This is a genomic window from Flavobacterium pectinovorum, assembly GCF_022802975.1.
GTDB lineage: Bacteria > Bacteroidota > Bacteroidia > Flavobacteriales > Flavobacteriaceae > Flavobacterium > Flavobacterium pectinovorum_B.
On sequence record NZ_JAFEVZ010000001.1, the window covers coordinates 119,716 to 140,208 of the forward strand.

Here is a 20,493-nt window from a genome sequence, read left to right on the forward strand (position 1 = left end):
CATTAGTGTTATATATTAGTAAATGGTCTCTGTGAATCTCTGTGGAATGAACTTATAAAACTAATGGCACTTGTCTAAATTCATCTTCTTCATTACTTTCAATTCCTAATGCTTTGTAGATGTAGTAGAAAGTTGATAAAATTTCCGGTTTACCGTCAATTAAAGCAACGTCATGTTCGAAGTGTGCGCTTGGTTTTCCGTCAGCAGTCAGGATTGTCCAGCCGTCTTTAAGCTGTTTGATGTTTTTTGTACCCATGTTAATCATCGGTTCAATGGCAACGACCATTCCTTCAACAAAAAGTTTTCCTCTTCCTTTTTTACCATAATTTGGCATTTCAGGAGCTTCGTGCATTTTTTGCCCTAATCCGTGTCCTACCAATTCGCGAACCACTCCGTATCCGTGTGCTTCTGTATATTTCTGAATGGCGTTTCCAACATCTTCAACGCGATTTCCGGCTCTAAATTCTCGGATTCCTACATAAAGAGATTCTTTGGTTACCTGTAAAAGTTTTTTAGTTTCCGGAGCAACTTCTCCAATTTCAAAACTATAGGCATGATCTCCATGATATCCATTTTTGAAAGCACCGCAATCTACAGAAATAACATCACCATTTTGCAAAGGCGTATTGTTTGGAATTCCGTGAACGACCTGAGCATTCGGACTCATGCAAAGCGAATTCGGAAAATCGTACAGACCAAGAAAACTTGGAACCGCACCATGATCCCGAATAAATTCCTCGGCTAATTTGTCAAGATATAACGTAGTAACTCCTTCTTTAATTTCAGAAGCAATCATTCCTAATGTTTTTGATACGATCAAAGCACTTTCGCGCATTAATTCTATTTCCTCTCTCGTTTTTTGGATAATCATATTTTTCACATTTTCAGTTCGCAAAAGTACAATTTTTAATTAAAAATTTTTGCTACGAATTAACGAATTATCTCAAAACAAAATTTAAAAAAGGCATATTGCACAAATGGATTAATTAATTTTTAAAGAAAATTCGTGAATTCGTGGCTGTCTAAAGTTCATGAGTGGTTAACGGTCTCGGAAAAAAGCCCTAAATTAGTAGTAAAAACGTATGTAATTATGGAGATTATTACAAATCAGGATATAATAAAAGTCAAAGCTTTAAAGAAAATGAAGTTAAATGCTTTGGCACTTTTGGGTGTAGCAGTGCTTCTGTTTGTAATTGCGATTTATTTTAAAATTCCGATGCTGCAGGCTTTTAGCGAAGCGGCAATGGTAGGCGGAATTGCCGATTGGTTTGCGGTTGTGGCTTTGTTTCGTCATCCGCTCGGAATTCCGATTTGGCATACGGCTATTATTCCGACCAAGAAAAATGAAATAGGAGAGAATCTTGGTAATTTCGTTTCAGAAGAGTTTCTTAATCGGGAAAAACTTGAAATTAAATTAGAAGAATTTAACTTTGCCACAAAAGCCTCTGATTGGCTTTCGCAGGAAGAAAATGCAGATAAAATTGCCAATTTGGTGGCGGTAAATATTATTCCGGGAGTTTTAAAAACGATAAAAGACGAAGATATAAAGCGATTTATTCAGGTTCAGTTTAAGGAAAAATTGGAAGCGATAAATTTTGGAGACTGGGTGGCACTTGCTTTAGAACCTCTGCAGAAGGGAAATGTAAAAGACGAATTATTGACCAATCTTCTGGGAGTAATGAGTGCCGAATTGGCCAATAATAAAGATTTGATTCGGAAAAAAGTAAAAGAATCAACTCCTTTGTTGAGTTTTGGCCTGGCCGATAAAAGCATTTCAGAAGGTATTTTTAACGGTTTGCAGGAATTTCTTTATGAAGCCAAAAATCCGGAAAGTGCTGTCAGAATAAAAATAGACGAATATGTTGCTGATTTTCTGAATAAAGTAAAAAACTCAGAAGAAATGCGTATCAAAATCAATAATTTGATTCTTGCTTTTGCGGGTAAAAAAGAAGTGCAGGATTATATTAACGGAATTTGGGACGAAATAAAATTGTCAATTACAAACGATTTAGAGAAAGGCAGAGAGTCTTCAATTCGAAAAAATATTGCGGGTCTGATTAAGCATTTCGGAAATGGGCTCAGCGAAGACCAAATGATGATTGATAAAATTAATAATTTCATCAAAAACGATTTGCTTTCGGTTCTTCTGAATAATAAAAAGGTAATTGGAGATTTAATATCGTCAACAGTAAAAAGCTGGGATGGTAAAGAAGTTTCTGAAAAATTAGAACTCGAAATCGGCAAAGATCTTCAATACATCAGAATCAACGGAACTTTAGTTGGAGGTTTGATTGGTCTTTTAATTTATGGCGTTGAATGGACCTATCATTATTTTATAGTGTAATGTGAGGTCAGGCTGAGCGGAGTCGAAGCTCTGTCTGAATCTCAAGCCATCGACTCCGCTCTGGGTGACACTTGATATAAAAACAAAAAGAGACAAGTCCTGAAACTTGCCTCTCTTCTATCAAAAAAAAGTGGTTTTCTATAATAATGAATGACAAGTCATTGCTTCAGGCTGTGAAACGCCCATTAATTCTAAAATAGTAGGGGCAATATCGCCTAAAACACCATTTTGAATATTTTTTAATTCCTTGTCTACCAAAATAATCGGCACCGGATTTGTTGTGTGTGCTGTATTTGGGCTTCCGTCAGGATTAATCATGGTTTCACAATTTCCGTGATCGGCAATTACAATGGTAGTGTAATTGTTGGCAAGAGCAGCTTCAATAACTTGTTTTGCACAAGCATCTACAGCTTCACAGGCTTTAATTGCAGCTTCCATGATTCCGGTGTGACCAACCATATCTCCATTAGCAAAATTTAAACAAACAAAATCTACTTCACCTTTGTTTAATTCAGGAACAAGGGCATCAGTCAATTCGTATGCACTCATTTCAGGCTGTAAATCATAAGTGGCTACTTTTGGAGAATTTCTTAAAATACGTGATTCTCCTTCAAAAGGAACTTCTCTTCCTCCTGAAAAGAAAAACGTTACGTGTGGATACTTCTCCGTTTCAGCGATTCTGATTTGTTTTTTACCCGCTTTTTCCAAAACTTCACCAAGGGTTTCTGTAATGTTATCTTTATTGTAAACAACTTTTACATTTTGATATGTTTCATCGTAGTTGGTAAGCGTTACATAGTACAAATTTAATTTGTGCATGTTTTGTTCGTGGAAATCCTGCTGCGAAAGGGCTTCAGTAAGTTCACGGCCTCTGTCGGTTCTGAAATTGAAGAATATTACAACATCACCTTCTACGATGGTTGCTAATGGTTTTTCATCTTCATCAACCATAACGATTGGTTCAATAAATTCATCTGTAACATCTTTTGAATAGCTGTCAAGAATACTCGCAACCGCATTTTTTGACGGAGTTCCTATTGCGTTTACAACCAAATCATAAGCCAGTTTTACACGTTCCCAACGTTTATCGCGGTCCATCGCATAATAACGTCCAACAATTGAAGCAATTTTTACAGGAGTATCCTGAATATGATTTTCTAAATCCTGAATGTATTTTGCACCTGATTTTGGATCAACATCACGACCGTCTGTAAAAGCGTGAACGAATACATTTTCTAAACCATATTCCTGTGAAGCATCGATAAGTCCGCGTAAATGTGATGTGTGAGAGTGAACACCTCCATCAGAAACTAATCCTAAAAAGTGTACTTTTTTATTGTTGTCTTTAGCATAGGTAAAAGCGTCAACCAAAACTTGTTCTTTGGCAAGTGTTTGATGGGCTACAGCTAAATTTATTTTGGCTAAATCCTGGTAAACGATTCTTCCGGCACCAAGGTTCATGTGGCCTACTTCACTGTTTCCCATCTGGCCTTCAGGCAGACCAACGTTTAATCCGTCTGTACGAAGCTGAGCGCTTGGGTAATTTTGGTAAAGGCTGTTTATAAAAGGAACATTTGCGTTGTCTATTGCAGATACTTTAGGGTCAGGGGATTTTCCCCAACCATCTAAAATCATAAGGATTACTTTTTTGTTCATTGGTTTTTAGTTTTTGGCAAAGATAAGCCATTTATAAAATACGCAAGAAACGATTGTAACAATTATGCTTTATAAAATGAAGTCTGTTCAAAAATCATAATTTAATTACAGAAGCCTTTATTTTTTAAAATTAATGCAGGCTACACCTTATTTTTGACTTTATTTTTAACCCCATTATAGTCGATAAAATATTTAACACTTATTGAAAAAATGTGTTTAAGTGCTTCATTGTTTAATAAATTAGATACATTATGACCGAATTCTTTATCAATAATGCGTTCAAAATTTGAGGCATTATTCCTGTACAGAGCAGAAATTTGACTCCCGGGAGCAAACCACCATGAATAGGATAAATCGGTATTCCAGGAATAAAAACTCGAATTTTTATTCTCAGTATAGGTTGTAAAAGGAATTAATGTGCCATCCTGCTGAAGTTGCAGAATGTTTTTGTTTTCGGCATAAGACCAATATTGACGAACAGCGAGATTGAGCGTCATTTTGCTGTTAATGGCGTATTTTCCTCCAAGTGTATTCGAATATGTTATTACATTTCTATTTGCAAATAGAATAGTTTCCGGAGTATTGATAATTTCGTCATCAATAGTGTCGATATAACCTTTGTTGTTGTTTTTTCTGGAAAAGCTAAACGTGTATGTGAATAAAAGTTTGTCGTTAAAACGATATCTCGGACTAATATTTGCTCCATACGCCATTCGACCCGGTTCATCGGCAAAAGTAACTGACGGATTAAAATCTAAAGCAAATTTATTGTTGTAATTCGTCGAGAGATTACTCCATAATCCTAATCTTTTTGGAATAATAACATATCTGTTTTCTGATCTGGGCTCGTAATAATCATGCGCTAATAAAGGAATAATAGTCATTCCAAAATCAAAATAATGATTTTTTAGAGTGGTAAAATCAATGCTTACTTCAATATTGTTGTCTTGTACTTTGCCGGATTCTTTATTAAATTCGGTGTACATATCATAATTGAGTTTAAAATTATTAAAATGTTTTGTCGGATTTAGAATTCGATAATTGGCACTTCCATAAAAATTATAGTAGTTGGTTAAAAAAATAATTCCTAAATCATTTGAATCAAAATTTTTTGAGACGAAATCTGTGCCCAGGCTATACCGATAATTTCCACTTGTTTCTGCAAAGTTAAGAGTGCTGAAAATTCCATCCTTATTTTGAATTTCGTTAATATTGCTATATTTGAAATTTCCGGATAAATTATAAGTATTTGCTTTGGTGTTTAAATCCCATGCCAGTGCAGATACGTTTGCATCCCTAAATTCACCGTCTCGTATTACGTTTGTATTAATAAAAGATATTGATGAATTTTTTCGGAAACGCTGATCTAAAACAAATACATTGTAGTTGGTTAATGGTTCAATGATCTGTCTTCTGATATCACCCGTAATAGTGTTTCTTGTAGAGGCAAAAGTTTTCTCAGTTACAGCATTTAAAATTCCTATTCCTAAACCTTTTTTTGTTCTGCCTGAAATTTTCAAGGCATTTATAAGTTTTACGGTTTGAGGATTTTCTATGATTTCTTCATTATTGTTCAGAGTAGGTTCTGTTGATGGCGTTCCTCCAATTCTTCGTGAATAAAAAATATTTCCTTTGCTGAATAAATCAGTTCCTTCGGTAAAAAAAGATCTGTTTTCATTAAATTGCTGTTCAAAAGGGCCTAAATTTAAAATTTGATCATCATATTTTGCCTGTCCAAAATCCGGAATTAAAATGGCATCGAGCGTAAAAGCATCGTTAATTCCGTATTTGATATCCATTCCGCCTTTCAATGTTCCGTATGTTTTTTGACTGGCATCAGCATTCACATAAAATGAAGAATAAGGCATTAAAAATAATCGGGTAGGAGGCTTAATATTTTCTATTCCGGTTAAAATACCGCTTTGCTGTGTAAATGTTCCTAGTTTAGAATCAACTAAATTCCAGGTATATTTATATCGAAGACGCTTAATTTCCCTAAAAAAATTAATTCCCCAAGTTTGTTTGTCTTCATTAGAAAATCGTAAAGCGGCATAGGGAATTTTCATTTCAACAATCCAGCCATTTGGTGTGAGTTTTGCTTTGCTTTCCCAAATAGCATCCCAGGAATAATCTTCTCCATTAGCATCCGTCATAATACAGTCCCCCTGTACATCAGCAGCCGAAACGTAAAATTGAAAATCCTGTTGACCATCGTTAAAACCATTTATAAAAACCCCAAAAAGATCTGCAGTACCAAAATTGTCACGTTGCGAGATTTCTTTTAATATTTTATCAGGTTCATTATCATACATCATTGCGCCAATGTAAATGGCATTGTCATTATATAAAACTTTGATTTCGGTTTTTTGGGTATCAGGAATTGCTTTTCCATTATCAGGATTGTACATAACAAAATCCGAAGCTGTAAGTGCGGTATTCCACTCTTTTTCATCCAGCTTTCCATCTATAGAAATTAATTCGCTGGTTTTTTGGACTTGTAAAACTTTCTTTTGAGCAGAACACCATAAAGTAGTTAATAAAATACTTAATAAAAGCGTTTTTTTCATAATTGTTGTAAATGAATATTTCGTTTAAGGTGACTCTGGAATTTAATAGACTGTTTTTTTTAAAATTGTTACAGTATGAAAAAAAAATAAAATTGCAGAATTTATTTTTTTAAGGCTAAGGTGTTAGATGTCAGATTGGTAAAATTGAGTTGAATTGGAAGGTTAAAATTAAATATTTGTAAGTTTAATTTAACCTTTACTGCGACAAATTGTTAAAGTTTAAGTAAAAATACCCACTTTTAGTGATATTAATTTTGTCAATTGCAAATAAATAATAAATTTGTCAAGCCTCAAAATAAGTATAACCTAAACGCATTCAATGATTTATAAGATTTATCCCGCAATTTTATTTTTGTTTTTGTCATTTGCGACAGACTCTAAAAATACTGCTGAAACTAAAAATGTAACAGCAATGAACATCGCAAAAGTTGAAAAACGTACTGTTGTCGATATTAAAATAGAAAGCATTTATAACGCATTAAATACCAATAATTTTGTTCTTCCGGAACTGAAAACTTTTACTGAAGCCTTGAAAGGATTTTATTTATTAAAAGAAAAAGGAATTGTTCAAAAAGATATTTTAACGCTTATTGATTTTAGTTTGTCGTCAACCCTAAAACGTCTTTGGGTTATAGATTTAACTACTAATACTATTTTATTCCAGTCTCTTGTGGCTCACGGCAGAAATACCGGAGAAGAGTTTGCTTCTGCATTTTCAAATACTGAATCGTCTTATCAAAGCAGTTTAGGTTTTTATGCAACCGGCGAGATCTATCAGGGAAAACATGGTATTTCTTTACGTTTGGATGGTTTAGAAAAAGGAGTTAATGATCATGCCCGCCAAAGAGCTGTTGTGATGCATGGTGCCGATTATGTTTCTGAATCTTTTATCAGAAACAACAAAAGATTAGGAAGAAGCCAGGGCTGTCCTGCCATTCCTGTTGAATTGACCAATGAAATTATTCAGACAATTAAAGGTAAATCGTGTTTGTATATTTATCATCCATCAAGAAGTTTTACGATGGAAGAGCTAATTTCTTAATTTAGAATACAAATCTTCATCCAGATTGTAAACATCATATCTAAAAATCAATTGATTTTTTTCGCTCCATGCTGTCCAATACCATTGATATAGTTTGTATTTTTTGGTAATTCTAATGCTTGTGGTTTTTTTACGGGCAATAATAGTGTCAATTTTATCTTTAGACCAGTTTTTAGAATCATCTAAAATATGTTGCGCCAGTTCCAGTGGATTTTCTACACGAACACAACCTGAGCTCAAAGAACGATTGCTTCTTTCAAAGTAATTTCTGTGATTGGTGTCGTGCAAATACACACTATAATTGTTAGGAAACATAATTTTTATTAAACCTAATGAATTGTTGTAGCCGGGGCTTTGGATATATCTGTAACTGCGGGGTTTGTTGATGTTCCAGTTTGCAGGATCAACGATATGTCCGGCGGTATCATAAATGGTGATGTTTTTGTTTTTTAAATAATTTCTGTTGCGTTTCATTGCCGGAACTACATCTTCCTTTAAGATAGTAGGAGGGACAGTCCAGGTTGGATTGAAAACAATCGTTTTAAGAGTTGATGTTAAAATTGGCGTTTTTCTTTTGCTGGTTCCAACTACAACATTTCTAACAGCGGTTGTGTCCTGATTTTCTACAACCTTTAAACTGTAGTCAGGGATGTTAACTATAAAATAATTTTCTGAAAACTCATTTGGATACCATCTCCAGCGTTCTAAATTGGCAATAATCTGATGTTTTCTTTTTTCTTTAGAAAAGTTCAAAGCATGAATTGTGCTTGCTCCTATAACCCCATCCGGGAATAACCCATGACGGGCCTGGAATTTTTTTACAGATTCAACTGTTTTATTGTCGTAGATTGTTGTCAGGCTGTCATTTCCTGACATGTCATTCCAGTATAAAAGTCTTTTTTTTATGTTGATTAATGCTGTATTAGTGTCTTTGGGTACTATTTTTTCAGCAGCCTCAATTGTTTTGATATTATCATCAGGAAAATTATTAATAAGTTTTAAGGCGTTTAATAATTGTTTATAGGTTTGTGCTTTTGATTGAATATTTTCAACTAAACTGTCTAAGGTGTTATGATTGAAACTTTTTACTAAAGCAGTATTGATGTCTAAATTTTTGTCTACAAGTGCCCAGTCCCGATATAAATACTTAGGATTTAATTTCCCTTCATATAAATGGGTGACATATTTTTCAAAATTGTGAGTTAATAACAGGTCATATTCAGCAAGTTGTTTGTTGTTTAGTTTGTTGATTTGTTTTTCGTAAACATCCATTTTTTTTACCCGATAATCATTTGGATTTAATCCCAACTCATCTGATTTTTTTAATTGCGATAAAATGTAAGTCCTTTTTTTAAGATTCCCCCAAATGGTTTTGTTGTCAGACGAAAGATAAAATTGTTTTAATGTTTTACTGTTATATGCATTTATAAGAGCAGTATCTATGTCAACAGTTTTTGCATCGGTAATAACAATGGCAGGGATGACTTTTTTTATTTCAGGAAGAGTATTTTTTTGTTCTTCTTTGCAGCTTATAAAGAAACACAGTAGTAACAGAAAGTAAAATTTATTCATTTTATAATTTTTTGTACATTAAATAATGTTCTCCAACTTCGGGAATATCGAAAGAATTTCCTTTGATTTCATATCCCATTTTTTCATAGAATCCAACAGCGGCAGTTCGGGCGTTAAACCATATCAAATTAAATTGATTGGTAACACAATAGGTTTCGCAATGTTTAACGAGTGCTTCCCCAAAACCTTTTTTTTGGTGTGATTCTAAAATAGCCATGCCGCGAATCTGTCCTTGTAAATTTTCTGTAAAGATAGTATTGGTTTTTAAGAACAATGAAATGATTCCTGTTAAATCTGAATTTTCGAATAATCCAAAATGATGTGTTGTTTCTAAATCATCGCCATCAAAAAAGCAGGTTTCTATTGGTTTTCCTTTTCGAAGTACAGGATGTCTTACAATAAAAGTTTCCTGAGCGGATATTTCTTTAATTAATGTCATGTTTTGAATAAAAAAAACAAAGCTATAACAATTTAATTTTAAATGGATTACTAAAAATAGTGATTTTTAATTTATTTTTTTTCAAAAAAAGCTTGTTTTGAACTTAACTTATTTTCTATATTTGCACCACAGTAATGCGAAAGTAGCTCAGTTGGTAGAGCTCCAGCCTTCCAAGCTGGTTGTCGCGAGTTCGAGCCTCGTCTTTCGCTCTAATCGAAACTTAGGTTTAGATTTTAAATTTAAATAATTTTTTGTTTTTATTTTTTAAAACAATTTAATTTTTTATATTTGCACCCTGTTAATGCGAAAGTAGCTCAGTTGGTAGAGCTCCAGCCTTCCAAGCTGGTTGTCGCGAGTTCGAGCCTCGTCTTTCGCTCTTTAAAAGCCTCAAACATTGTTTGAGGCTTTTTTGTTTTTTGATTATTTTAAATTACTCAAATCACTTTCGGGATCTAATTCTGCCGGAAGCTGATTCTGTCGAAATAATCGAGCTGATAAATCTCCTTTTAAAGTAATTTTTTCTCCTTTTACTTCAAGCCAGCTTCCTTCTCTTAATCCTAAAACCGGAATCGTATTAAAGGCATGAAATTCTTTTATGCGCTGTTCGCGTGTTTCTCCCATGTGAGTAGATTGTTCTTCGGGATCTAAATAATGTGGATTCAGATTAAAAGAAATCAATGCTAAAGTTTGAAAACTAGGAGGGTAAACAATAGGCATGTCATTTGTAGTTTGCATCGAAAGTCCGCAAATATTACTTCCGGCGCTGGTTCCTAAATAAGGGGTTCCGTTTTTTACTGTTTCAGAAAGTAGCTGCATAATATTGTTTTTGTACAGTTGAGTGACCAGCAAAAAAGTATTTCCTCCTCCGGTGAATATTCCTTCAGCATTTTTTATGGCTTTTTCCGGATTTTCAAATTCATGAATTCCTTTTACTGAAATATTGATGGTTTCAAAAGCGGATGATACTTTTTGAGTGTATTCGTCATGAGAAATTCCGCCCGGACGTGCATAAGGAATGAATAAAAGGGTTTTGCAGTTTTTGAAATGAGATTGCAAAGTAGGTAAGAGATATTCTAAATAAGTACCGCCGTGTAAAGTTGAGGTGCTTGCAATAATAACATTTTTCATAAAATTCTAACTGGATTTTTTAGGTTTTAAAGGTATTAAAAAAGGCTGTTTTAGGGTGTTAAAAGCCAATTTTAATTAACATATTTTTACCAAGCTGTTAGTATTAAATTTGGAACACATTAGGATATTTTTACATTTTTAAGAGTAATTCTAATTTTTTTATTTTGATTAACAAAATTGTCTGTTTTTTAGTATTGTTTTTGTGTCAGACTGTTTTGTGTCAGGTTCAGGAACGTACTATTTTAAAAGGAAGAATTATTTCAAATACAAATGATTTGGAAGGGGTTTATGTTATTAATGCCCAAACCGAAGCAATGGTAACTACAACTGCTGATGGTTTTTTTTCTATATTGGCTAAAAGTGGAGATACACTTGTTTTTTCATCGATTCAATTTAAAGAAAATAAGGTTTTATTGACACCGGAAAGTTTTTCAGATCTTAATTTTACTGTGAAATTAAACCTGCTAATGCATCAATTGCAGGAAGTGATTATCAAACGTTATGATAATATTAATGCTGTGGCTTTAGGTATTGTTCCTTCAGGACAAAAAAGCTATACGGCAGCTGAGAGAAAATTACACACTGCTACAGCTTTAAATCCCACTGCAAATACCGAAAACATGATGGCTGGAGGTTCGGTTTCTGCAGATCCGTTATTTAATTTTTTTTCCGGGCGTACTGCAATGCTTAAAAAAGAAGTTGCTGTTGAGAAAAAGGAGTTTTTTATGAAGCTTTTGGAGAACATGTTTACTTTGGATCATTTTGTAGACCGACTTAAAATTCCTCTTGAATATGTAAAAGGCTTTGAATATTATGTGGTAGAGAATGAAAGTTTTACAAAAATTCTGAATTCAAAAAATAAAACCTCTACAGAGTTTTTGCTGGGAGAATTGGCAGTTAAATACAAAGAAATATTAGCTAGTGAAAAATAAACTCACGCATATTATTTTCTTTCTTTCGGTTTCGCAAATTTCTTTGGGGCAGGCAATTGATTCAAAGGAAATCCAGGGGCAGATTATTGAAAGGTCTTTTTTTGTTGAAGGTGAAATATTATTAATAATACTAATCAGCAATCAGTAATTTCTGATGAAAACGGGAAGTTTTCAATTATGGTAAGAGAAGGCGATGTATTGGTTTTTTCATCAATAAATTTAGAACCAGTAAAACATTGGGTAGTGGCTGAAGATTTGGTTTCAAATTCGCTTCAGGTGAAAATGACAACAAAAAAAAAATGAGCTAAAAGAAGTAGTTGTAAATGAAAACGCCAATATTACAGCTGAAAATCTCGGAATTATTCCAAAAGGGCAAAAAAAATATACACCGGCGGAACGAAAATTAGCAACTGCCGGAGATTTTAAGCCTGTTGCTCTTTTAGGTTTATTAGGAGGATTACTGGATATAGATCCAATTATTAATAAAATAAATGGTCGAACTAAAAAATTAAAAACAAACGTAGAAGTTGAAAAAAAAGAACATAATATTGAGCAATTAGGCTATTTGTTTGAAGAAGAATACTATATTGATTATTTAAAGATTCCTTCGGAATATATTCGTGGATTTAAATTTTATTTAGTCGAGAACCAACAGGTAAAAATGCTTTTAAAGGAAAAAGACAAATCTAAATTAACTCTTTTAATGAGTGAATTGGCGTTGAAATACAATGAAATAATTTCAAGTGAAAATAAATAATATCCTATATATCATCTTCTTGTTTATTGTTCAGATTTCTTTTGGGCAAACTTCTGGTGTCAAAGAAATTCAAGGACAGATTTTTGAGCAGTCTACTGTTGTGGATGGCGTGAATATTATCAACAACAATACACAGGTAACGGCTGTTTCAGACATAAACGGGATGTTTTCTATTGTGGTGAAAGAAGGAGATGTTCTGGTTTTTTCTTCAGTAAATTTAGATCCTTTTAAACGTCGGATTACTGCTGATGATTTGGCTTCAAATTCACTTCTGATAAAAATGTCAGCAAAAGAAATCGAGTTAAAGGAAGTAATTGTCAATGAGAATGCCCATATTACGGCAGAAAATCTCGGAATTATTCCGCATGGGCAAAAAAAATACACTCCTGCCGAAAGAAAGGTTTACACGGCAACATCAACGTCGGTAGATAAAATACTGAATTCGATTTCAGGAAGAACAGCCATGCTGAAAAAGGAGGTTAAAATTGAGAAAAAAGAAGTTCTTTTTAGAAAGATGGAATATCTTTTTGAAGAAAACTATTATACAGATCGTCTTAAAATTCCCTTGGAACATATCAAAGGATTTCAGCTTTATTGCGTGGATAGTCCTGAATTTGCTGTATCTTTGAATACTAAGAATAAAACAATGAGTATGTTTTTAATAACAGGTTTGGCTCAGGAATATCTAAAAATCATAGAAAATGAAAAATAAGTTTGGAATATTTGTAGTGTGTTTATTTTGTCAATTAATAATAGGGCAAACGAATTCGAGAAAGTCTTTGCACGGCCAGGTGGTTAATAGTTCTCTTCCTATAGAGACAGGTTATGTGATGAACATAAATGCTAAAATCAGAACTTATATTGGTCCAAAAGGATTGTTTGATATTTTGGCCAGACCAAAAGATACTTTACTGTTTACAGGTTTGGCGTTTCAGTCTAAAAAGATTGTATTGACAGAGAAAGACTTTGCAGAAGTACTTTTTTCAGTGCCTTTGGATTTAGTTAATATAGAGTTAAAAGAGGTTTTGGTACATAAAGAATTAAAAATTAGTTCTCTTGACGGCGGTTCACAGCGTTTTGTTGACACGCAATTTGAAGATGACAAACAATCAACTGCTAAAAACACAGCAATGTATTCTGACCAGACGATTAAATACGGAACTGATTTTGTCCGAATTTTTAAAGACGTTAAAAAACTGCTTCGTAAAGATAAAGAGGTTGAAGAAGAAGTGATAAGTGATATTGCTTTTGTGGCGTATGCCAAAGATAATTTTACACCTGACTTTTACATCAAAACGCTGGGGTTAAAAGAAGATGAGATAGATTTGTTTTTGATGTACTGTTCTAACGACTCCGAATCGAAAAGACACTTAAAAACAGATCAGAAATTTGAAATGATAGATTTTATGATCAATAAAAACAAAGAATTCAAAAAAGCTGAGATGAATCAGAAATGAAAAAGAATACACTTTATTTCTTAATCGGAATATTATTTTTATCCCTGTCATCATTTGCATTTCATAAATTTTACATGGGTGTTTTTCAGATAAATTATGCCGCTGAAAAAAAAATGATTCAGATTACTTCACGGATATTTGTGGACGATCTGAACAAGGGAATCGAAAAAAAATACCATAAAAAAACATTTATCGGAACTGATAAAGAAACTCAGGCAGATGTTGATTTGCTAAAAAAATACCTTTCGGAAAATTTCACTATCAAAATTAACGGTCAGCTAAAGTCAATTGCTTATTTATCAAAAGAACTTGAGGCAGACGATGTTCTGGTGTGTTATTCCCGAATTACAGCCGTTGAAAAACTTAAAACATTAGAAATTTCAAACACTGTTTTGACAGACTGGAATGCTGAACAGCAAAATATTACACATATTTCAGTATTTGGTACTAAAAGAAGTGTTCTCTTTACGGAATCTTCAAGGAAAGAAGTGTTAAAGTATTAATGAACAGGTAAAATTGTTATTTTAATTGCTATTTTCACGGCTTCAAAAAATTCCAAAAATATTTATGAAATGAGCATGACTTAAAAGTAGGTTGCAATTACCAATGATTTTATGTGAATTACATATGACCAATTAGAAAAGAATAAATTCTGCATATGAAAAGACTTTCATTATTATTGCTTTTTCCGGCTATGCTAGTGGCTCAGGAAAAAAATACAACTGCTGCTCCAAAACAACAGGGAAAGTACGATACAAACAAATTTAGCCAGATGTATGATTTGATGGCTACGCCAAATATGTTTCGTACAGCATCAGGTGCGCCGGGTCCTGCTTATTATCAGCAACAGGCAGATTATAAAATTGATATAGAATTAGACGATAAAAACTCAAAATTAAGTGGATCCGAAACGATTACGTATTCTAACAATTCACCCGACATTTTAGAGTATTTATGGGTTCAACTGGATCAGAATCAGGCAAAAGCCAATACACAATCTACTTTGGCTGAAGGTGAAAAAATTAATCAGGTACTGCCTCTGGAAGGTTTTTCAAATAAATATTTGAAGAAAGATTTAGAACGTGGTTTTAATATTGAACTTGTAAAAGACGCTAAAGGGGCCCCGATGTCTTATACAATCAACGAAACCATGATGCGTATTAATCTGGCTTCACCTTTAAAACCGGGAGAAAAAATTTCGCTTTCAATAAAATGGTGGTATAACATCAATAATTACAGAAAAGAGGGCGGACGTTCCGGTTATGAATTATTTGAAAAAGACGGTACTAAATTATATGTAATTGCTCAGTTTTATCCTAGAATGGCAGTTTACAATGATGTTGAAGGTTGGCAGAATATGCAGTTCTGGGGAAGCGGTGAATTTGCGCTTCCTTTTGGGAATTTTGATGTAAATATTACAGTTCCTGCCGATCATATTATTGATGCTACAGGAGAATTAACAAACAGAGCTGAAGTATTTACGCCGGAACAGGTAAAACGTTACGAACAGGCTCAAAAATCATTTGACAAGCCGGTTGTAATTGTAACGCAGGCTGAAGCTGAAGCGGCTGAAAAAGGTTTTTCTGAAAAGAAAAAAACATGGAAATTCAGTGCAAAAAACGTACGCGATTTCGGAATTGCTTCTTCAAGAAAATTCATTTACGATGCAATGGCGGTAAAAATTGGAAACAGAACTGTAATGGCTGAATCTGTTTATCCAAAAGAAGCCAATCCGCTTTGGGGCGAAACTTCAACGATGACAGTCGCACATACTTTAAAAAGTTATTCTTCACATACTTTTGATTATCCGTATCCAAAAGCAGTATCAGTTTCGGCTGAAGATCAGGGTATGGAATATCCAATGATTTGCTGGAATTTTGGTCGCCCTGATGAAAATGGTGTTACAAGCAGAGAAGTTAAAAACGGAATGATTGGTGTTGTAATCCACGAAGTGGGACATACTTTCTTTCCAATGATTGTAAATTCGGATGAACGCCAATGGACCTGGATGGATGAAGGGTTAAATTCATTTTTAGAATATCTGGCAGAACAGGAATTAGATTCAAAATTTCCTTCAAGACGCGGGCCTGCAAAAAACATTGTTCCGTACATGAGCGGAGACCAGAAGTTTTTGGAACCAATTATGTCTAATTCTGAAACCATTCACCAATTTGGAAATAATGCGTACGGAAAACCGGCAACCGGCCTTAATATTTTAAGAGAAGTTGTTATGGGAAGAGAATTGTTTGATTATGCTTTTAAAACCTATGCCAACAGATGGAAATTCAAACATCCAACTCCCGAAGATTTCTTCAGAACAATGGAAGATGCTTCGGCAGTTGATTTAGACTGGTTTTGGAGAGGATGGTTTTATTCAACAGATTTTGTAGATATCGGAATCAAAGAGGTGAAACAATATTATGTTTCTGAAACCCCTACAGCAGATTTAAAAGATGTAAGAGTTAGAAAAGGAAGGTTCGGTTACGAAAAAGGCCCTTTTGTTTATTTAGTTTCTGGTGATAATACCGACGTAGATTCGTCTAAGAAAAAAGCTCTAAAAGTAGAAGATTTCAAACCGTTGGCAGATTATGTAGATCAGACTTTTACGGCAGAGGAAAAAGCAAGCATAAAATCGCCTAAATATTTCTATGAAGTAGAGTTTAATAAACCGGGCGGAATGATTATGCCAATTTTGGTTGAAATCACGTATGAAGACGGTTCAAAAGATAATTACAAATATCCGGCTCAAATCTGGAGAAAAGGTAATGAGTCGGCTAAAAAAGTGTATGCAACTTCAAAAGCGATCAAAAGCATTCAGATCGATCCAAAATTACTGACTGCGGATATCGATGTAACCAATAATTCATGGCCAAAAACCGAAGAAAAATCAAAATTTGATTAAATATAAATTAAAAGGCTCTGGAAATAGAGCCTTTTTTTTAAGTTAATTTTTAGAACACACCGCTTCAAAATTTAATATATTTGTGGCACACAAAAATAAAAGATATGTTTGGTATAGGAGGAGGGGAATTAGTTTTCATACTGTTTATAGTACTAATGCTTTTTGGCTCAGATAAAGTGCCTGAGATTGCCCGCACAATGGGTAAAGCGATGGCGCAGTTAAAAAATGCAACGAACGATATTAAAAGTGAAATTCAAAAAGGTGCAGAGGCAAATGGTCTTGATACAAAATCCTTAACCGGTATCACGGGAGATATCAATGCTCAGATTAATGATGCTAAAACTAATTTGCTTGGAGATTCCGGAAGCTTTTTAGGAGATACCGCAACAGAAATTGACAAAGTAAAAGAAGATATCGATTCAATCTCAGGACCTGTAAAACGCCAAAGATAATATGCTTGAAAAAATACGAGAAATAGATACTAATTTACTGGTGTATCTTAACAGTTTAGGTTCCGAAACATTCGATAAATTTTGGCTGATTATCACGAGCCAGTTAAATTGGACTCCGGTTTTTTTATTGATGTTTTATCTTATTTATAGAAAAATAGGCGGAAAGCAAACCTTGTATTTATTGCTTTTTATAGCTGTTTTAATTGCTTTTACAGATCAGGCAACCAATCTTTTCAAAAATACATTTCAGCGTTTACGCCCTTGCAACAATCCTGAAATCAATACCATAATCAGGGTAGTGCAATCCCGCAAATCATATAGTTTTTTCTCTGGTCATGCGGCTAACACTATGGCTGTGGCTACGTTTTTATTTCTGGTTCTCAAACGTCATTTTAAATACCTTGGATTTATCTTTTTATGGCCTTTAATCTTCGCTTATAGCCGAATTTATTTAGGCTTGCATTATCCTGGAGACATTCTTACAGGTTATTTTTTCGGAGCGCTTTTCGGTTTTTTGATGTTCAAAGTCTATCAAAATTTAAAGCCAAAGTATTTTCCTGGATAATTTTCAGGAGCTATTTCCGGCTGTTCGCTATATCTTTTGTTTTTTAAAGAAAAAAACAAAAGGATGCCGCTCCCATCCGGGCTAAGGTGCTTGTTTTTAGAAGAATATATTAGTAAATTGTTTGTTGATTTAGTTAGAATAAGTTGAAGATTAACGAAAATCTTGTCATTTCGACGAAGGAGAAATCACACAAGAAACTCCGCAAAGAAATTTGCCAATCTTTGTTGATTCGCAAGTGTGATTTCTCCTTCGTCGAAATGACAAACTAGACTGAAAACTTAGAAACTTAGCATCTCAGAACCTTAGTAACTTAAAAAACTATAAAACCCTGCTCACTGTCAATCCATCACGAATTGGCAATAAAACCGTTTCTACTCTTGGATCATTTTTCAAAAGCAAATTGTATTCTAAAAGTATTTTGGTACTTACATCATTTGGGTGAACCGGTTCCAGGATTTTCCCACTCCACAAAACATTATCAGACAAAATGATTCCGCCCTTATTCATTTTCGGAACAATCATTTCCCAGTAATTAATATAATTTTCTTTATCGGCATCAATAAAAACTAAGTCAAATTTTACATCCAGTGTCGGAATAATATCGATTGCTTCACCTAAGTGCTGAAAAATTTGTGCTCCCCATGGTGATGCATCAAAATACTTACGCTGAAAATCAACTAACTCTTCTTTGATGTCAATGGTGTGAAGCTGTCCTTTTTCCTGCATTCCTTCACACAAACACAAAGCAGCATAACCCGTGTAAGTTCCAATTTCCAAAATATTTACCGGTCGGATCAATTTAGATAGCATACTTAAAACACGCCCCTGAAAATGCCCGCTTAACATTCTTGGTAAAAGAATTTTCTGGTAAGTTTCTTTATTCAGTTTTGCTAACAATTCCGGCTCGTTTTCAGAATGCTGCTCAATATAATCTTCTAAGTCTTGTGAAATAAAATGCATCTTATAGTATCTTCTAATTTGAAAGCAAAAATACAAAATATCAGATCACTTTTTGGTATAAAAAAACCATCCGCTTTGGATGGTTTCAATGTTGAATTCTGATGAAATTATTTTTTCAATGCTTCATTTACTTCTTTAGCCGTTTTTACTGTTCCGTCTTTTGCAGCTTTTGCAGCAGCTTCCGCTTTTTCAGCACCTTTTTTAGTTGCATCTTTTACCTCTTCTATGGTTTCTTTGGTTTTTTCTTTTGCTTCCTCGGTAACTGTTTTTGCTTTTTCGGCTGCATTTTCTGCTTTCACAACTGCGCTGTCTTTTACTTCTTCAATATCTGTTGTCAGTGAGTCAACTTTGTTTCCAAGAGTTAATTCGTCTTCAGGTTTTGTTTCTTTTTTGTCTCCGCAAGACTGAACACCGAATGCTAACAAAGCGATAACTGCTAAACTTAAAATTTGTTTTTTCATGATTAATTAATTTTTTAAAATTGATAAAATATAAAGGGTATAAAGCTGAAAAAATAAAAGTACAAAATTTAAAATTAAGCGCTCTTTGTAAGATTATTTTCCTTTTGAGTGCAAGACAATTCCCGTGCCAGAAATTACATTTTTGAAAGATTGACGTAAAGTTTTTTCAGAATGAAAAGGTTTCCATAAATACTTAGTAACTTTGCACCATGCAAATTGAGAAAAAAGACATAAGAGCCTTATCAAAAGATCAGTTACGTGAGTTTTTTGTTGCTAATAATGACAAAGCTTTTCGTGGTAATCAGGTTTATGAGTGGTTATGGAGCAAGGGAGCACATAGTTTTGATGATATGACCAATGTGGCAAAGCCTACAAGGGCGATGCTTGAAAATAACTTTGTAATTAATCATATTAAAGTTGATACGATGCAGCGAAGCAGTGACGGAACGGTAAAAAATGCTGTTCGTCTGCATGATGGTTTAGTGGTAGAATCGGTTTTGATTCCTACAGAAACCAGAACAACAGCTTGTGTTTCCAGTCAGGTAGGCTGCAGTCTGGATTGCAACTTTTGTGCAACAGCCAGATTAAAGCGTATGCGAAATCTGGAGCCGGGTGAAATTTACGATCAGGTTATCGCAATTGACAAAGAAAGCCGTTTGTATCACAATCACCCCCTTTCGAATATCGTTTTTATGGGAATGGGAGAACCTTTAATGAATTACAACAATGTCATTAAAGCTATTGATATGATTACATCAACTGAAGGTTTAGGAATGTCGCCAAAACGAATTATGGTTTCGACTTCCGGGATTCCAAAAATGATTAAAAAAATGGCTGATGATGATGTAAAATTCAAATTAGCAGTTTCGTTACACTCGGCAATTGATGAAATCCGTGCCCGAATTATGCCTTTCAGTAAAAATTTTCCTTTAAAAGATTTGCGTGAAGCTTTGGAATATTGGTACAGAAAAACCAAAAGCAAAATCTCGTACGAATATGTGGTCTGGAAAGGAATCAACGATAATAAAGCCTCAGTTGATGCTTTGGTTAAGTTTTGTAAATATGTTCCTTGCAAGGTAAATTTAATAGAATATAACCCTATTGATGATGGAGAGTTTCAACAGGCCTCAGAAGAATCGATTATGGCTTACATAAAAGCGTTGGAAAATATTGGAGTAGTGGTAAAAGTTCGCCGCAGCCGCGGAAAAGATATTGATGCTGCTTGTGGGCAATTAGCTAATAAAGAAGGTTAAATGTTC

General features: G+C 33.9%; 18 protein-coding genes and 2 tRNA genes. 12 read left to right on the forward strand and 8 right to left on the reverse strand.

The genetic code is table 11. The annotated features are described in order from the left end of the window. Positions 1 to 52: 52 nt before the first annotated feature. Positions 53 to 871: a type I methionyl aminopeptidase gene (gene map, locus FLV_RS00520; protein WP_243230024.1), complete on the reverse strand. Its 819-nt coding sequence runs from the start codon at positions 869 to 871 to the stop codon at positions 53 to 55. A gap of 219 nt (positions 872 to 1,090) precedes the next feature. Between map and FLV_RS00525 the strand changes: the two genes are divergently transcribed. Next, on the forward strand, positions 1,091 to 2,344 hold the full coding sequence (locus tag FLV_RS00525) for a DUF445 domain-containing protein (protein ID WP_243230027.1): 1,254 nt from the start codon (positions 1,091 to 1,093) through the stop codon (positions 2,342 to 2,344). A gap of 138 nt (positions 2,345 to 2,482) precedes the next feature. Here the strand turns inward: FLV_RS00525 and gpmI are convergent, their stop codons facing one another. Both gpmI and FLV_RS00535 read right to left on the reverse strand, forming a co-directional pair. Beyond that, positions 2,483 to 4,000, reverse strand: a complete 1,518-nt coding sequence (gene gpmI, locus FLV_RS00530) for a 2,3-bisphosphoglycerate-independent phosphoglycerate mutase (protein WP_243230029.1) — start codon at positions 3,998 to 4,000, stop codon at positions 2,483 to 2,485. Between the two features lie 140 nt (positions 4,001 to 4,140). Then, positions 4,141 to 6,567, reverse strand: a complete 2,427-nt coding sequence (locus FLV_RS00535) for a DUF5916 domain-containing protein (RefSeq protein WP_243230030.1) — start codon at positions 6,565 to 6,567, stop codon at positions 4,141 to 4,143. A 319-nt stretch (positions 6,568 to 6,886) separates the two neighbouring features. On the opposite strand from FLV_RS00535, the gene FLV_RS00540 reads away from it, so the two are divergent. After that, on the forward strand, positions 6,887 to 7,609 hold the full coding sequence (locus FLV_RS00540; RefSeq protein WP_243230031.1) for a murein L,D-transpeptidase catalytic domain family protein: 723 nt from the start codon (positions 6,887 to 6,889) through the stop codon (positions 7,607 to 7,609). Here FLV_RS00540 and FLV_RS00545 read toward each other — a convergent pair. Both FLV_RS00545 and FLV_RS00550 read right to left on the reverse strand, forming a co-directional pair. Beyond that, the gene (locus FLV_RS00545; RefSeq protein ID WP_243230033.1) at positions 7,598 to 9,181 is read right to left on the reverse strand and encodes a murein L,D-transpeptidase; all 1,584 of its coding nucleotides are present in this window, start codon (positions 9,179 to 9,181) and stop codon (positions 7,598 to 7,600) included. The genes FLV_RS00540 and FLV_RS00545 overlap by 12 nt on opposite strands. Position 9,182: 1 nt before the next feature. Beyond that, positions 9,183 to 9,620: a GNAT family N-acetyltransferase gene (locus FLV_RS00550; protein ID WP_243230034.1), complete on the reverse strand. Its 438-nt coding sequence runs from the start codon at positions 9,618 to 9,620 to the stop codon at positions 9,183 to 9,185. 136 nt (positions 9,621 to 9,756) lie between these two features. Here FLV_RS00550 and FLV_RS00555 point away from each other — a divergent pair. Together FLV_RS00555 and FLV_RS00560 are read left to right on the forward strand one after the other, a co-directional pair. Next, positions 9,757 to 9,829, forward strand: a tRNA-Gly gene (locus FLV_RS00555). Positions 9,830 to 9,923: 94 nt separating this feature from the next. Then, positions 9,924 to 9,996 (forward strand) — tRNA-Gly (locus tag FLV_RS00560). Between the two features lie 44 nt (positions 9,997 to 10,040). Here FLV_RS00560 and pepE read toward each other — a convergent pair. Next, entirely contained in the window at positions 10,041 to 10,748 is a 708-nt protein-coding gene (pepE, locus tag FLV_RS00565; protein WP_243230036.1) for a dipeptidase PepE, read from the reverse strand. Between the two features lie 164 nt (positions 10,749 to 10,912). On the opposite strand from pepE, the gene FLV_RS00570 reads away from it, so the two are divergent. From FLV_RS00570 to FLV_RS00600, 7 genes are all read left to right on the forward strand, one after another. Further along, entirely contained in the window at positions 10,913 to 11,680 is a 768-nt protein-coding gene (locus FLV_RS00570; RefSeq protein ID WP_243230037.1) for a hypothetical protein, read from the forward strand. Between the two features lie 743 nt (positions 11,681 to 12,423). Further along, on the forward strand, positions 12,424 to 13,149 hold the full coding sequence (locus tag FLV_RS00575) for a carboxypeptidase-like regulatory domain-containing protein (RefSeq protein ID WP_243230038.1): 726 nt from the start codon (positions 12,424 to 12,426) through the stop codon (positions 13,147 to 13,149). Further along, complete coding sequence (locus tag FLV_RS00580) at positions 13,139 to 13,894, forward strand: hypothetical protein (protein WP_243230041.1); 756 nt, start codon at positions 13,139 to 13,141, stop codon at positions 13,892 to 13,894. Before FLV_RS00575 ends, FLV_RS00580 begins: the two co-directional genes overlap by 11 nt. Beyond that, positions 13,891 to 14,397, forward strand: coding sequence for a DUF6702 family protein (locus FLV_RS00585; RefSeq protein WP_243230043.1), 507 nt, complete (start codon positions 13,891 to 13,893; stop codon positions 14,395 to 14,397). The genes FLV_RS00580 and FLV_RS00585 overlap by 4 nt, the downstream gene beginning before the upstream one ends. Positions 14,398 to 14,552: 155 nt before the next feature. After that, entirely contained in the window at positions 14,553 to 16,796 is a 2,244-nt protein-coding gene (locus tag FLV_RS00590) for a M1 family metallopeptidase (protein ID WP_243230045.1), read from the forward strand. 104 nt (positions 16,797 to 16,900) lie between these two features. Further along, the gene (locus tag FLV_RS00595) at positions 16,901 to 17,248 is read left to right on the forward strand and encodes a twin-arginine translocase TatA/TatE family subunit (RefSeq protein ID WP_243230048.1); all 348 of its coding nucleotides are present in this window, start codon (positions 16,901 to 16,903) and stop codon (positions 17,246 to 17,248) included. A gap of 1 nt (position 17,249) precedes the next feature. After that, positions 17,250 to 17,813 carry a phosphatase PAP2 family protein gene (locus FLV_RS00600; protein ID WP_243230050.1) on the forward strand — a complete coding sequence of 188 codons (564 nt, stop codon included), beginning with the start codon at positions 17,250 to 17,252 and terminating at the stop codon, positions 17,811 to 17,813. Between the two features lie 318 nt (positions 17,814 to 18,131). On the opposite strand, the gene FLV_RS00605 is transcribed toward FLV_RS00600, so the two are convergent. Together FLV_RS00605 and FLV_RS00610 are read right to left on the reverse strand one after the other, a co-directional pair. After that, positions 18,132 to 18,773, reverse strand: coding sequence for an O-methyltransferase (locus tag FLV_RS00605; RefSeq protein ID WP_243230052.1), 642 nt, complete (start codon positions 18,771 to 18,773; stop codon positions 18,132 to 18,134). A 107-nt stretch (positions 18,774 to 18,880) separates the two neighbouring features. Continuing rightward, the gene (locus FLV_RS00610; protein WP_243230054.1) at positions 18,881 to 19,234 is read right to left on the reverse strand and encodes a hypothetical protein; all 354 of its coding nucleotides are present in this window, start codon (positions 19,232 to 19,234) and stop codon (positions 18,881 to 18,883) included. Positions 19,235 to 19,443: 209 nt separating this feature from the next. Here FLV_RS00610 and rlmN point away from each other — a divergent pair, with 209 nt between their 5' ends. Continuing rightward, on the forward strand, positions 19,444 to 20,487 hold the full coding sequence (gene rlmN / locus FLV_RS00615) for a 23S rRNA (adenine(2503)-C(2))-methyltransferase RlmN (protein WP_243230055.1): 1,044 nt from the start codon (positions 19,444 to 19,446) through the stop codon (positions 20,485 to 20,487). The last annotated feature ends 6 nt before the right edge of the window (positions 20,488 to 20,493 follow it).